Origin of the sequence: Legionella impletisoli, from assembly GCF_900639875.1 — a bacterium.
Classification (GTDB): Bacteria; Pseudomonadota; Gammaproteobacteria; order Legionellales; family Legionellaceae; genus Legionella_A; species Legionella_A impletisoli.
Genome location: NZ_CAAAIA010000014.1, coordinates 1 through 14,809 on the forward strand (window position 1 = coordinate 1; position 14,809 = coordinate 14,809).

Genomic DNA, 14,809 nt, shown 5'->3' on the forward strand with positions numbered 1-14,809 from the left:
GGCCTAGAAGAACGTATTAAAAAAATCAGAGCAGAATTTGAAGATACAACCACTAAGCTTCAAGCCCAAACCGCACGCGCTGAAGCCAGTGAAGAGCATCAACGTTTAATTTTATTAGATCATTTAAAAACAAGAATTTCAAAAAGCGAACGACTTCTTGAAAAAACACAACAGGAACACTTTATAATCACCCAAGATCGCATTGATAAGCATCAAGATGAAGTTGATTTAATTACAGCACAATGGAAAAGGTTGCAACATACGCCTGATCAGCGAGAAGCGTTTGATCTATTAGTTTTCCGCTGGCATGAAATTCGTATTGAATTAGATCACGCTTTATCTAAAGAAGACGAAAACGTTTCTTCTCGACTGCCTACACAATCCGTAATTCCTGAGTCACCCTCTAGCGAGCTACCCCCTTCAGGTGCATTTGAAGAAGCGATATATCATGGTATTCCACCTGAAATTCCTAGTCCTGATTCAACACCGCCTAATTCTCCAAGTAGTGAACCTAAGGCACCCGTATCTGAGCAGGTAAAATCTCATCAAGATTCAGAAAGTCCAACTTCTACGCATAAGATTTTTGCGTTATTAAATCGAAAGGGAAGTGCCTCTCAAAATCTCTCAAATAAGGATCTATTCGAACAAATTAATGGTGATTATTTAATCCGAATCAACTTCCCTGAAGCCAAAACCCTTACTGAAGAAGAAGCACGTGAGTTTTTAGCGACCGGGACAAAAGTAACATCGCCTGCCAATCATACTTACACGTTAGGGATTAAGGAAGGCAAACCATGGGCCAGCTTGGCGAAAAAAGATGTTCCAGTCGAACAAGATGAAACCACTGAACAACGTCAACAACGTCTAGCATTGACGGTTATGAATATGGTTGAAAATATTCTAAGCAAAGGAACCGTAATTAATATCAAAACTAAAGATCCTTTTATTGCCAAAGTTGCTGATCAATACATCAATCATTTAAAACAAACTGGCATCAGTATTTCAAAATATAATTTAACGGGAGTTGAGTTGAATGATGCTCAAGACCCTGTCATACAAGCTCAAAAAACATTTGAGAAAATGAAACCTAAATATAGCCAGAAAGAACTAGAATCCAAAGCCCCATGGTATCAAGAAGCTCAAGCCTATCGTGCTAAATTACAAGAAAAGATAACACAAGAACAGACTCAATCTTCGAGTCATGGACCTCGCGGAGGGGGATAAATTTGACTATCCTTGAAAAAAGACTTTAATAAATAATAGGTCATACTTGAGTAAAAACAATGAATAAAGCCCTTGCTATTATCTCCATTCTTTTTGGATGCATACTATCTGCAACTGCTGCAGTGCCAGATGAAGGCGTAACCGTTCCGCTGACCTATTATCCTCAATATGGTATTTATACAGCTCAAATTAAAGTTGGGCACGATCCAGTCCAGGAAGTTGAAGCCATTGTGGATACAGGCAGCTCAAGCATGGTATTTACCGGCGATCCGACTTATTGCCCTGATTGTAAGCATTCTTTAACCAAAGGTGCAATAAAACCTGAAAAAATGAAACCTACTCCGCTTAGTAAAGAGATCCCTTTAAGTTATGGCTCAGCCAACGATACAGCCACAGAATATTTAGCTCCGATTCAAGTCACAGATAAAAAAGAACATGCCATTGATATGCATATTTTTGTGCTGAAAGATAGCAATCAACCATCTAGTATTCTTGGAATGATTCATCATGACTTAAGAGAAGACTTGGTAAAATTTACACCATTCTTGGCGAAATTGACCAATCATTTTAGCAAGTATAAGGAAACGACTTTTGTTCTTTGTGGAGAAGATGGCAAAAGTTATTTTCATGTTGGGAAAATGAATTTGCCTAAACCTTTATTTAGCAGCCGTTTACATGAAAGTAAATTTTACGAAATCACGACGTATGGCTTTTATACGCAAAAAGAAGAGCCTATTCCTGGTTCACCTAAAAAGGAAGGTGAAGCAATTATTGACACCGGTACAGGCGGATTTATCGTTTTAACTGATGAGCTATATAAACCCCTTATTAAATACATCAAAGACCATGCCGGTAAAAAGAACCAAGATCTGGATAAAAAATTTTGGGAGCAAAATTATTGTATCGTTAAAAAGGATGTAGACATAGAGGCCTTCCCCACATTAAAAGTCGGGTTTAAAACGCTTTCTCATCAAACAGGATTTTTAACATTAAAACCAACCACTTATTTAAACGGTGCAGGTTGTGATAAGGGCTATGTCCGTTTGGTGTTTATGTCTGGTTTATATGAAGGTCACCCAACTGCTGCTCGTAATGCCCATTTGCGAAAAGCTGCAAATGTTTTTCCTGAAATGATTATAGGCACATCTGTTTTAAATGAGCACCCTCTTCATATTCATCATCATGACGATCCTTATGTCTCTTTTTTTAATAAAGAAGATTTTTGTAAAGCTGAGCAGGTTAAAAAGAGATAAACCGGCTTTTAGAGTAAAAAGATTGGTTATCGATCTCCTACAGTTTTGATCACAATACCCATCGGACTTGATGGCTTCTAGCATGGGTGCTGTGCTTAAAGCACAGCACATAGGGGGAATCGGTTAGGTTAACGTTCAGTATCTTTTTTAATTTCTTGTTTTAAAGGCAACGCTTTCTCGACTTTGGGAAGCTCAACATGTGCTTTAACCGCCGGAGCATTCGCATCACGAATAATTTCATCTGAAGCGCGTTCGCCAGTAAAAAACAGCAAATAGACTAGCAAAAGAATGACAATAGCAATCACCACCGTCAACACTTTTGTCTTAGTACTTGTTTTCTTTTCTTCCCTATCAATTTTTGCCATTATGCATTCTCTCTTGATGCACCTAACATCCAGCGATACTTTTCATGCGCTTCAATACGGTTAGCTAATAAATTAACCGTTCCCTCATCATTATCACTTTGCGCCATATCCATAGCCTTATATAAATCTTTTACAAGTTGACCATGATCATTCGCCAACTCCGTCACCATTTCATTCGCAGTTGAATTTGAATCACCGTTTTTTAATGTTTTTAATTGTTCATATTGACCGAATGTCGCTGGTGCATTGTGTCCTTTAATAAGAATTCGCTCAGCCACTTCATCAACCGCTTCGGCTAATTCACGGTATTGCATTTCAAAAAGTTCATGAAGCGATTTAAATTGGGGGCCTTTTACATGCCAGTGATAATTCTGGGTTTTCAAATATAAAGCGTAGGTGTCAGCAAGTAGAACAGATAACTTCTTAACAAGATCACTCATAATCAACTCCTGTAATTAACTCAATAACGAATAAGGTAAATGCTTTATAAACATCCTTCAGAATTTTTTAAACGATAATAACAACGGTTACGCGTTAAGGATAGTTCATCTTATTCAGAAAAGAAATGATTGCACAGAACTGGCAGGAGGACCTTCTTAAGACGAGTGTAGGCTGGCGCTGTTAAGCCCAGCGATTATTTTTGAACATCCTTCGGTAACTACTGCCAAGGTATTCTTAATGAGAATTGGATTTATGGTAATAATTTTAATCGAGGAGGGTTTGGAAAGATAATTTCTGGGCTTAACAGCCCAGCCTACACCGGTTTTATTTTTAATCTTAGGCTATTCTTTACGTAGACTTAACGTTTAATCACGCGCCAGAGAACAACATGAACACGAAAGGATTATTTTTGCTGGGTGTCTTAATTTCTTTTAATTGTTTATCTGCAGGCCCGCCTGATATCCTTAAAGTGGGGACCTTAGTATATAACCCCCCTTATGAAGAGGCGCTAACCCATAAGAATATTGCTTTCGGATTCAACATAGAAATAATGAATGATCTTTGTAGCGCGATGAGGAAACCATGTGAATTTATTCCTTTGCGTTTTGATGAACTTTTAATTGCACTGAATAAAAACCAAGTCGATTTAATTATTGTTGGGATAAGCTTGATGCCAGTGAATTCTGACCAATATGTATTTAGCCAACCTTATTTCATTAGTGAGGCTGTTTTTTTAATGCTTAGTACGAATAACACAAATGACTTAAATCACAAAACCGTAGGTATTGTTAAAAATACTCTTTTTCCTTATCGTAACCAATATGAATTAATTTATGAAGAAAAAAATCCTAAACTTACCGAGCATAAAGATCAATTGCAATTTAAATTTTTTAATAATTTACCCGAGCTTTTAACTGCCCTAAAAGTTGGACAAGTGGATGCCGTTATTCTAGATGTAGGGGCTGCCAATTATTGGATTCGATCATCGGGAAATCAATTTAAACGGATAGGTCCTATCATCCCATTGCCCAAAGGAATGGCAATTATGACCACAAAAGCTAATAGTGCGCTTATCGATGAAGTCAATAAAGCCATCAACACCATTGAATCGGATAATCAATTGCTGTCAATTTATGAAAAGTATTGGCAGTTAATCAACATCAACGATAATATGAAGGGCCGCTTAATTCCTAAAGCCAATCAAGATATGGTTATCCCTACAGTCGAAAATAATTAAGTCAATGAGTAATTATCATGAGCGAACCACTTTTTCAAATTGAATCGAAACACTTAAATACAATTTCTGAAGAACAAAAACACTTAGCTTTAAATAAACTTGAATCCGGTCATGTGATTTATTTTCCTTCATACTCCTTTATGCCTTTAGAGCAAGAAGCACTGCTTTTTTCTGAATTAATTCTTGATTCCTCGCAGAAAAACATTAGCTATCATTATAAAACTCAACGTTTAAACGGGCTGGCCGATAAGAAATCTCCCGCTTCTTTCGTATCGCTTCTGCAATCATTTATGCATCGTTATGCAGAATATACCCTTGAACTCATTCATTGCATTTTACCTTATTATAAGGATTCAATTCTTTGGGGAAGAACCAGTTATAGACCCGCTGAAATTAAAGGGCGAAAAAGCTCAAAGCGAAAAGACGATACACGACTGCACGTTGATTCTTTCCCCTCTACGCCAGTCAATGGACATCGAATTTTACGTGTTTTTTGTAATGTGAATCCATATGGAAAGCCGCGAGTATGGAATCTTGGCGAACCTTTCATGGACGTTTTAGCTCAATTTTCCCCAGAAATTCCTAATTACAAGCCTTATAAAGCTAAACTTTTACAACTTGTTAAAGCGACCAAATCCCTTCGCACACCCTATGATCACTATATGTTAGAACTTCATGATCGCATGAAATTGAATGACCGTTATCAAAGCCGAGTCAATAAACACCGCTTTGATTTTCCACCCTTTAGTACTTGGATTGTGTTTACTGATCAAGTCTCTCACGCTGCTCTTTCAGGTCAATATCTTCTTGAGCAAACTTTTTATCTACCGGTTTCTAAAATGGCAGAAGAGGCTTTATCGCCGCTTAGACTATTAGAAAAAGAAAAATCATTCTCTTTAGAGATGACCTGAACGTTAAATAACACCGAATAGGAGTGAATAATCCGCTCTTGTGCATGGCCCGAACAAGTCGGGCCACGTGGGGGGAGGAGTCAGGCCAAGTAGGAGGGGAAATTAGGCAAACGTTAAATAACCCCGAATAGGAGTGGAGAATCCGCCCTTGTGGTTGGCCCGAACAAATCGGGCCTCGCGGGGGAGAAGTCGGGGCAAGTAGGCGGGTGGGTACTGTCCCCTACTTGACCCGATTTATTCCCCCTACTTGACCCGATTTATTCGGGTCATCTTGGCAGATAAATAAAAAAAAGCCCGCCAAATGGCGGGCTTTTTAATGGGTGGGGAGTGGCTTACATCATGCCGCCCATGCCTCCCATTCCACCCATGCCGCCCATATCAGCAGCACCAGCAGCTTCTTTCTTAGGTAAATCAGCAACCATGCACTCCGTTGTTAACATTAAGCTAGCAACAGAAGCTGCATTTTGCAGAGCAGTACGAGTTACTTTTGTTGGATCAAGAATACCCAACTCAACCATATCACCGTACTCACCTGTTGCAGCATTGAAGCCAAAGTTACCTTTATTTTCAGCTACTTTATTAACGATAACGGAAGCTTCGTACCCAGCGTTAGAAACGATTTGACGAAGTGGCGCTTCGATGGCGCGACGTAAAATGTCAATACCCATGTTTTGATCAGGGTTATCGCCTTTTACGTTTTTCAATGCTTTTTGAGCACGAATCAAGGCAACACCGCCGCCTGCGACAATGCCTTCTTCAACCGCGGCACGAGTAGCGTGAAGTGCGTCTTCAACGCGCGCTTTTTTCTCTTTCATTTCAACTTCAGTCGCGGCTCCTACTTTAATTACAGCAACACCGCCAGCGAGTTTCGCAACACGCTCTTGTAATTTTTCACGATCATAATCAGAAGAAGTTTCTTCCATTTGAGCGCGAATTTGAGAAATGCGAGCACTGATTTCTTTAGCTTTGCCTTCGCCGTCGATAATCGTTGTGTTTTCTTTGGTCACAACCACGCGCTTAGCAGAACCAAGGTCTTCTAACGTAGCACTTTCTAAGCTCTTGCCAATTTCTTCTGAAATGACTTGGCCGTTTGTCAAAATTGCGATGTCTTGTAACATGGCTTTACGACGATCACCAAAGCCTGGCGCTTTAACTGCACACACTTTAACAATGCCACGCATGTTGTTAACTACTAACGTAGCTAATGCTTCGCCTTCAACGTCTTCAGCAATAATCAATAAAGGACGTCCAGATTTAGCAACACCTTCTAATACAGACAACATATCGCGAATGTTCGCAATTTTTTTATCAACCAATAAAATGAATGGGCTTTCAAGTTCGGCTGACATATTTTGCTGGTTGTTGACGAAGTATGGAGAAATGTAACCGCGGTCAAACTGCATACCTTCAACCACAGATAACTCGTTCTCAAGGCTGTTGCCGTCTTCAACGGTGATAACGCCTTCTTTTCCAACTTTTTCCATCGCTTCAGCAATAATAGAACCAATGGCTTCGTCAGAGTTTGCAGAAATAGTACCAACTTGAGCAATTGCTTTGCTGTCTTTGCATGGCTTAGACATGGATTTCAATTCTTTGGTAATTTCTAATACTGCTTTATCAATACCGCGCTTCAGATCCATTGGGTTCATGCCAGCAGCTACTGCTTTGTGGCCTTCGACCAGTATAGAGCGAGCTAATACAGTAGCGGTTGTGGTACCATCGCCAGCGGCATCCGATGTTTTAGAAGCCACTTCACGGACCATTTGAGCGCCCATGTTTTCAAAACGGTTTTCAAACTCAATTTCTTTTGCTACAGAAACACCATCTTTAGTAACAGTTGGTGCGCCGTAAGATTTTTCTAAAACCACGTTACGACCACGTGGACCCATGGTAACCTGTACCGCATTTGCTAATGCATTTACACCAGCAAGCATTTGTTGGCGAGCTTCATCACCAAATTTTAAATCTTTAGCCATTGTGTTATCTCCTTAATCGATAAAATTACTTCTCAACAACACCCATGATGTCATCTTCACGCATCACGACTAGTTCTTGACCGTCAATTTTGACTTCTGTGCCAGAATATTTGCCAAATAAAACCACATCACCGGATTTGACAGCCAGGGCACGTACATCGCCGTTTTCAAGCACTTTACCAGCGCCTACAGCAACCACTTCACCTTGCATTGGTTTTTCTTTCGCACTATCTGGAATTACAATACCGCCTGCTGTTTTTAGCTCTTCTTCCAGACGTCTAACAACAACACGATCATGTAAAGGACGAATCTTCATACTTGTATCTCCTGGTTGGTTAATACGTTCAGAGCATTCTCTGACATTCTTGCGATGGTTATGGGACCATAATCACCGCTGATGAAAGGCATATGGGGTCATTGCCGTTTCTTTCAAGGGCAGAATGCAAAAAAATTTAAAAAAATTTTCACATTCCCGCTTTTTCTGACTCCTGACTCCTGACTCCTGACTAGTTTGTTGCGTTGCCTGTTTTGGCTTACAATGGTCATAACGAGTAAGTCATTAGGTTAAGTATGAAGAAGTTTGGGTTGGTTGTATTATTCCTTATGATTCCGGTTTTAGGTTGGGCTGCTCCCTTGCCAGCCCATGAAGTGTTTCAATTGGAAGCTTCTGTCCAAGACCCTAATACACTTTTGCTAACCTGGCGCATACAGCCTGGTTTTTTTCTTTACCAAGAGCGAATTAAATTTAATCCCTCGCCTCATAGTAATTTTACCGTAGGATATATTGCTTACCCTCCTACCGAGGAGAAAACGGATAAACGGGGAAAAACGTATCCGATTTATCGGGATCAATTAAAATTATCTGTCCCAGTGTTGGCTAGCGAACCTGGCGAGTCTCTACTTGAAGTTACCTATCAAGGCTGTGCAGACGATGGATTTTGTTATCCTCCCGAAGCAGTCCACTTCAAGCTCGCGTTCAATCCTAAGCTGGCTTTATCAAGCGTCTCTAAAGAAACGACTGATCTTCATGAACCCATCACGGAAGAACCTCCCTCCGAATTTGAACAATTATTTTCCAGTGATAATTTAGTCTTAATCATTTTGGGATTTCTAGGATTCGGTTTACTGCTTTCTTTTACACCTTGCGTGTTACCTATGGTGCCGGTGTTGTCGGGATTAATTGTTGGCCATGGTAAAGACCTAACGACTCGAAAAGCATTTATGCTCTCCTTAAGTTATGTGTTAAGCATGTCGCTAACTTATGCCGCAGTTGGAGCTATTGTGGCTTTACTAGGCAACAACCTTCAAGTAGCCATGCAATCTCCGTGGATTATTAGTTTATTTAGTCTAATTTTTGTGTTACTCGCCTTATCGATGTTTAATTTTTATGATTTACGGCTGCCTTTATCCTGGCAAAATAAGTTGGCAAGCATTACACGAAGCCATGCAGGGGGACATTATTTAGGGGCTGCCTTAATGGGATGTTTGTCCACTTTGATTCTTTCTCCTTGTGTTACAGCCCCTCTAATTGGCGCTTTAGGCTATATTGCTCAAACTGGAAATATTATTATTGGGAGCGTCGCACTGTTTTCACTCGGGCTAGGTATGGGGCTTCCTCTTCTTTTAGTCGGAATATCGGCAGGCAAGTTACTCCCAAAAGCTGGAAAATGGATGAATGAAGTCAAATCCTTTTTTGGGGTGCTGTTATTAGGAATGGCCATTTATTTAATGAGCCGTATCCTGCCTCCCGTCTTCACCATGGCCTTATGGGGAAGCTTATTAATATTTTCAGGCATTTATCTTGGTGCTTTAACGCGTTCCGTTACAAACCCCGAAAAATTCAATCAAGCATTAGGGATTATCTGCATCGTCTATGGCATTTTAATCCTGGTGGGCGCCAGTCAAGGAAACAATAATCCTTTACAACCTTTGGCTTCAATTTCTAAGCTTGAAGTTAAGCAAGACACACCGTCCATGGAGGTCGTCACCTCGTTAAATCAAGCGAAAAGCATCATCAATGCGGCTAAAGGTAAACCAGTATTGCTCGATTTTTATGCCGATTGGTGCACATCGTGCAAAATCATAGCTGCAACCACACTTAAAGATCCTAAAGTAGTATCTGCATTAGAAGATTTTGTTGTGGTAAAAGTGGATATCACTGCCAATGATGCACAATCAAAAGCTCTGATGAAACATTTCGACGTGGTTGCTCCTCCTACTTTTTTATTCTTGAATGCTACAGGAAAAGAACTAACACCATTACGTGAAGTCGGTGACATCACAGCTGAACAGTTTGCAGCAAAACTAAATAAAGTATTAGCCATCATTCGTTAATCACGTTTAGACAAACTCGCACAAAATCCGCTATAATTCGCCCAATTTTAAACACTAGTACTATGTTATGAACAATCGTGTTGGATTTGTAAGCTTAGGATGCCCTAAAGCATTGGTAGACTCAGAGCGCATCATTACTCAATTACGTGCACAAGGATATGAGTTGGTTTCCAGCTACCAAGAAGCAGGTGTCGTCGTCATCAATACGTGTGGGTTTATTGATTCTGCTGTGAAAGAATCTTTGGACACGATAAAAGAGGCAATGGCCGAAAATGGCCGTGTTATCGTCACAGGCTGCCTTGGAGCAAAAGCAGATATCATCAAAGAAGCCTGTCCTGATGTACTCCATATCAGCGGTGCTCATGCTTACGAATCCGTTGTAAAAGCCGTGCATGAACATTTACCTCCCCCTAATGATCCGTTTTCACAACTTATTCCCCCACAAGGGATTAAACTGACTCCACGCCATTACGCTTATCTTAAAATTTCAGAAGGATGTAATCAAAAATGCACCTTTTGCATCATTCCAACTATGCGTGGAAAACTACAAAGCTATCCGATGCAACAGGTATTATCTGAAGCCAAGAAACTCAAAGAGGCTGGAGTGAAAGAATTGCTGGTAATTTCACAAGATACCAGTGCCTATGGAGTCGACACGCGTTATCAAACAGTACAATGGCAAGATAAAACCATTCAAACTCGATTTTACGATTTATGCCAACAACTTGGAGAGCTTGGTATTTGGGTGCGCTTACACTACGTATACCCTTACCCTCATGTAGATGACATTATTCCTTTAATGCGCGATGGAGCGATTTTGCCTTATCTGGATATCCCTTTACAACATGCCAATCAACGCGTTCTAAAAGCAATGAAACGCCCCGCGAGCAGTGAAAATACTCTAGCTAGAATCACAAACTGGCGTAAAATATGCCCTGATATAACCATTCGTTCAACCTTCATCGTAGGCTTTCCGGGTGAAACCGAAGAAGAGTTTGAAGAGCTGTTAGACTTTCTTCAGAAAGCTGAGCTAGACCGAGTCGGTTGCTTCCAATACTCTCCAGTCCATGGAGCAAAAGCCAATGACTTACCGAATCCTGTACCTCCTGACATTATGGAAGAGCGTTATCATCGGTTTATGCAAATTCAAGCAGAAATCAGTCGCAAAAAGCTGCAGGCTAAAATTGGCAGTCAACAAACCGTTCTTGTGGATTTTATTGCAGAAGATAACATCATTGCTCGTAGCGCGAGCGATGCGCCTGAGATTGATGGCCTAGTTTATTTACCGACCAATCCGAATATCAAAGTCGGCACCTTCGTTAAAATCATCATAACCGATAGTGATGATTATGATTTGTATGGGGATTATTTTTCTTAGAGTGATTTAGGATCTCGCCTCAGTCATCTTTTCTGAGACCTGTAGTCCCCTGATAAACCCGCTGACTAAGTTCAAAGACTGCTTGTTGCTCTTTTTCAACGTCTAACCGTTTTGATTGCAACAACGATTGATGTAACGCTTTATGAAAACGCCTGAAAGCGTGGTTTAATGTTTTAAGCGCTTCGTCGCTTAAAACCTTTTCTTCATGTAGGCTTCTTAATTGCAAGAGCGTACTGGTCTTTTTAGCGAGCGTTTCATTTGGATAAGCGAGCACTAAATATTGGATTAAGAATTCCAAATCAATAAGCCCCCCTTCAGAGTGTTTAATGGGATCATTTTCCGTATGAGCATTCATCTTTTTTCGCATTTTTTGGATCTCATGCGCCAGTTCAACGCGGTCTCGTTCGCGAATTAAAACATTCTGTTTTAATTGCTGAAACTGTTTTTGAATCGTTTTGTTGCAAAAAATAATTCTTGCTCGAGCAAGCGCTTGATGCTCCCAGGTCCAGGCTTGGTTATTTTGATATTCAACAAAAGCGTCCATATGACTCACTAAAAGTCCAGCGGAACCAGAAGGGCGAAGTCGTGTATCGACTTGAAATAAAACGCCACTTTGAGAAGGTAAAGTAAGGCCATGAATAATTTTTTGCGTCAGTCGATTAACAAGCGCTTCTTCAGAAGGTTTAGCTCTGTGTAAAAAAACCAAATCCACATCCGAGTTATAATTCATTTCTCGAGCTCCTAACTTACCATAGGCGACGATGGCAAAGCGATTGAGCACTTGTGTAATTGCTGGGAAACGAGGTAATAATTGTTTACAGGCTAGTGTTACCACCTCATGAATAACCACTTCCGCCACATCTGCTAAAAATCGACCCGTGTGCACCGAATTACACTCTCCGTATAACTCTGCTCGAGCTACCAGTAGCCAACACGTTAATTTGAATTGTCTAAGGGTTTCTATTTGTAATTCTTCATCATCGCTATGAAGTAGTTTGGCTTGTAACTGCTTTTGCAAGGTTGCTTTACTAAGTAGCCTCCAACTCTTATCTTGATCAATGAGAACTTCAAGTAAAAAAGGCTGGTTAACTAATAAAGACGTGATGAATGGACTATGTTCAAACCAATGCAACAATTCTTGTAAAACAGAGGGATTTTCAATTAATAAAGCCAAATAGGCACTTCGACCTACTATACTCTCAAGCAAATGAATAACCTGGAGTAATACAACATCGGTCTTTTCAACACCCGTCAATTCATTCATTAAAAGAATCATAAAGCGATCAAGTCTTAATCTTGCAATCTGTGAGAGTCTTCGACAGCGCGGGCCGTGACGAAAGGCACTGAGGATCTGATAACATCGCTCGGGTTCTTGATACCCTAAGCTTGATAATAAATTAATCGCTAACCCTGATTCAACATGGCCGTGCCATAAATTCATTAACTGGTTTGCCAAAAGACGCTTCTCATCTTCATAAATATCCGCTTTAGCCAATACTTTTGAAAATGAATGATTAATAATTCTTCGATATTGTTCAATAAGCTTGGAAGCTTCTTCCCAATCATCAAATCCTAAAGCTAAAGCGACTTGTTTACAGGCTGTTTTCTCAAAGGGTAAGTGATGAGTTTGTTGATCCGCTCTGGCTTGCAACGCATTTTCTAATCGACGCAAAAACCAATAGGCTTGTTCTAGAGATTTTGTATGCGATACAAGTCCTTCCTCTCTTAACACCTGCAATGCGCTCATAGCACTTTGTTCTTGTAATTGAGGTAATCGTCCTCCTCGAATCAGTTGAAACGATTGAATAATAAATTCGACCTCGCGAATACCGCCACGGCCTCGTTTAATATCATCAAACATAGGGTTTAATTGGACTTCTCGCTCAATCATCCCTTTCATACTTCGTAACGACTCAATGACACTGAAATCAACATAACGTCGATACACAAAAGGATTTATCAATCGTTCAAACCATTGACTATTGCCATAAGGATCCAATTCTATCAACCTTGCCTTAACCATGGCATAACGTTCCCAATCTCTGCCCTGCTCTTGATAATAAGTTTCCATGGCCGCTATCGAACTCACCAATGGACCACTATCTCCGTAAGGCCTTAGACGAAGATCAACACGAAATACAAACCCATCTGGTGTAACAGATTGTACTATTTGCATAAACAATTGGACTAATTGGGTGAAATATTCTTGATTAGTAATTTCTTGTTTCCCGTTGGTCTTACCAGTTGACGAATAGGCGAATATCAGATCAATATCCGATGAAAAATTTAATTCTCGACCACCAAGTTTGCCCATGGCTATAGCAAAGAACCCTACAGGGCATCCCACTCTATCGCAAGGAGTCCCATGGAGAGGTTGTATCAGGTTATGACAAAATTTTATGGTGTGTCTAACGATTGCTTCTGCAAAAAAAGACCAATCGGTTGTGGTCATATTTGTGCTGGCGTAGCCAGCAAGCTCTCTTAAATAGAGTCTTAACAGGTGGCGATGTCGAAGCTGTCGCAATGCGCTAGCAAATTGGTGCTGTGTTAAATCGAGAGATATTTCTCTAATCAACTGTTGATAATCAGATTGTGTAAGTCGCGTGACACAATCATCTTCTAACAGCAACTGCTTTAAATGTTCTTGTTGTTTTGCAGCATAGTCACTAACTAAGAGCAATTTTAATACAGGAAGCGAATGTGAAATCGCTTCGAAATGGCGGATGTATAATGACTCTCTCAATTCAACTAAATTAGGCAAATTCGACTCTCCTATTTTCCCGCCATAATGTTCTGACTATACTTTAATCTTTCAAAACGCGAGATTAAAGCCGCATTTATTTAAAGTATAAAACTCGCATTATGAAAGATTACAGGTATATACTAATATTTAGTTAGGATTCAAGCGGATGGCATGATGAAAAAACGCTATTTTCTTTTTACTCTGTTCATTTTTTTTGTCTCAATATCTTTTGCACAACAACCAACGATCCCCACTCCAACATTACGGGTAGCAGTGGATCAGTTTGCTCCTCCATTTTGTATGCGCGCAGCCAATCAGCAGTTGTTCGGATACGATGTGGATATGCTTAAAATCATTTGCAAAGAAATCAATCGAAACTGCCAATTCCAACCAATGCCCTTTAAGGACATTATTCCAAGTCTTTTAAGCGATAAAGCAGATATAGGCATCGGAGCCATTGCAATCACACCGGAACGTGCAAAAGAGGTTTTATTTTCTAAGCCTTACTTACCTAGCTTTTCACAGTTTTTAGCTCAACGAAAACATGCTGAACAACCGTTCTCATTAACTAATTTAGCCAATAAATTAATAGGAGTTGAAGAAGGAACCGTGTTTAAATCTTTAGTTACCTTATTAGGAATAAAAAACCCAAACGTTATTATCTTTCGCTCTGAAGATGAGATGATTGATGCTCTTGGCGAAGAAGAGTTGGATTATATTTTACTGGACGCAGCGACTGCACGTTTTTGGAGCATTAAAGCGTCTAGTCACGTACGCACGGTAGGAGAGCCTTTACCCTATGCTTATGGATTAGGAATCGCTGTAAATCCCAAAGAAATCAACCTTCTCCCGGCTATCAACGATGCCATTACTAAATTTCAAAATAGCCCCGATTTTAAACAACATTACATGACTTATTTTGGTAGTGGGCAATAGTAGTCAGCCTA

The 14,809-nt window shown here is 40.1% G+C and carries 12 protein-coding genes; 7 read left to right on the forward strand and 5 right to left on the reverse strand.

What is annotated here, in order from left to right; genetic code table 11:
- Both E1O41_RS11815 and E1O41_RS11215 read left to right on the forward strand, forming a co-directional pair.
- Positions 1 to 1,224, forward strand: a 1,224-nt coding sequence (locus E1O41_RS11815; protein ID WP_165481188.1) for a hypothetical protein, incomplete at its 5' end; no start/stop codon positions are given.
- A 59-nt stretch (positions 1,225 to 1,283) separates the two neighbouring features.
- Positions 1,284 to 2,477: a pepsin/retropepsin-like aspartic protease family protein gene (locus E1O41_RS11215; RefSeq protein ID WP_131777426.1), complete on the forward strand. Its 1,194-nt coding sequence runs from the start codon at positions 1,284 to 1,286 to the stop codon at positions 2,475 to 2,477.
- A gap of 128 nt (positions 2,478 to 2,605) precedes the next feature.
- Here the strand turns inward: E1O41_RS11215 and E1O41_RS11220 are convergent, their stop codons facing one another.
- A complete protein-coding gene (locus tag E1O41_RS11220; protein ID WP_131777427.1) occupies positions 2,606 to 2,842 on the reverse strand; it encodes a hypothetical protein in 237 nt (78 codons plus the stop codon).
- Positions 2,842 to 3,282: a Dps family protein gene (locus tag E1O41_RS11225; protein ID WP_131777428.1), complete on the reverse strand. Its 441-nt coding sequence runs from the start codon at positions 3,280 to 3,282 to the stop codon at positions 2,842 to 2,844. The genes E1O41_RS11220 and E1O41_RS11225 overlap by 1 nt, the downstream gene beginning before the upstream one ends.
- Before the next feature lie 389 nt (positions 3,283 to 3,671).
- Between E1O41_RS11225 and E1O41_RS11230 the strand changes: the two genes are divergently transcribed.
- Positions 3,672 to 4,520 carry a transporter substrate-binding domain-containing protein gene (locus E1O41_RS11230; protein WP_131777429.1) on the forward strand — a complete coding sequence of 283 codons (849 nt, stop codon included), beginning with the start codon at positions 3,672 to 3,674 and terminating at the stop codon, positions 4,518 to 4,520.
- Between the two features lie 17 nt (positions 4,521 to 4,537).
- Positions 4,538 to 5,431 (forward strand): Kdo hydroxylase KdoO, encoded by an 894-nt coding sequence (gene kdoO, locus E1O41_RS11235; RefSeq protein WP_131777430.1) that lies wholly within the window; start codon positions 4,538 to 4,540, stop codon positions 5,429 to 5,431.
- A gap of 332 nt (positions 5,432 to 5,763) precedes the next feature.
- Here the strand turns inward: kdoO and groL are convergent, their stop codons facing one another.
- Together groL and groES are read right to left on the reverse strand one after the other, a co-directional pair.
- Complete coding sequence (groL, locus tag E1O41_RS11240; RefSeq protein WP_131777431.1) at positions 5,764 to 7,407, reverse strand: chaperonin GroEL; 1,644 nt, start codon at positions 7,405 to 7,407, stop codon at positions 5,764 to 5,766.
- Between the two features lie 25 nt (positions 7,408 to 7,432).
- Positions 7,433 to 7,723, reverse strand: a complete 291-nt coding sequence (groES, locus tag E1O41_RS11245) for a co-chaperone GroES (protein ID WP_131777432.1) — start codon at positions 7,721 to 7,723, stop codon at positions 7,433 to 7,435.
- Positions 7,724 to 7,977: 254 nt separating this feature from the next.
- Here groES and dsbD point away from each other — a divergent pair, with 254 nt between their 5' ends.
- Together dsbD and rimO are read left to right on the forward strand one after the other, a co-directional pair.
- A complete protein-coding gene (gene dsbD, locus E1O41_RS11250; protein WP_131777433.1) occupies positions 7,978 to 9,741 on the forward strand; it encodes a protein-disulfide reductase DsbD in 1,764 nt (587 codons plus the stop codon).
- Positions 9,742 to 9,808: 67 nt separating this feature from the next.
- A complete protein-coding gene (rimO, locus tag E1O41_RS11255) occupies positions 9,809 to 11,119 on the forward strand; it encodes a 30S ribosomal protein S12 methylthiotransferase RimO (RefSeq protein ID WP_131777434.1) in 1,311 nt (436 codons plus the stop codon).
- A 19-nt stretch (positions 11,120 to 11,138) separates the two neighbouring features.
- Here the strand turns inward: rimO and glnE are convergent, their stop codons facing one another.
- Positions 11,139 to 13,880, reverse strand: coding sequence for a bifunctional [glutamate--ammonia ligase]-adenylyl-L-tyrosine phosphorylase/[glutamate--ammonia-ligase] adenylyltransferase (gene glnE, locus E1O41_RS11260; RefSeq protein ID WP_229669391.1), 2,742 nt, complete (start codon positions 13,878 to 13,880; stop codon positions 11,139 to 11,141).
- Positions 13,881 to 14,033: 153 nt separating this feature from the next.
- On the opposite strand from glnE, the gene E1O41_RS11265 reads away from it, so the two are divergent.
- Positions 14,034 to 14,798, forward strand: coding sequence for a transporter substrate-binding domain-containing protein (locus tag E1O41_RS11265; RefSeq protein ID WP_131777436.1), 765 nt, complete (start codon positions 14,034 to 14,036; stop codon positions 14,796 to 14,798).
- The last annotated feature ends 11 nt before the right edge of the window (positions 14,799 to 14,809 follow it).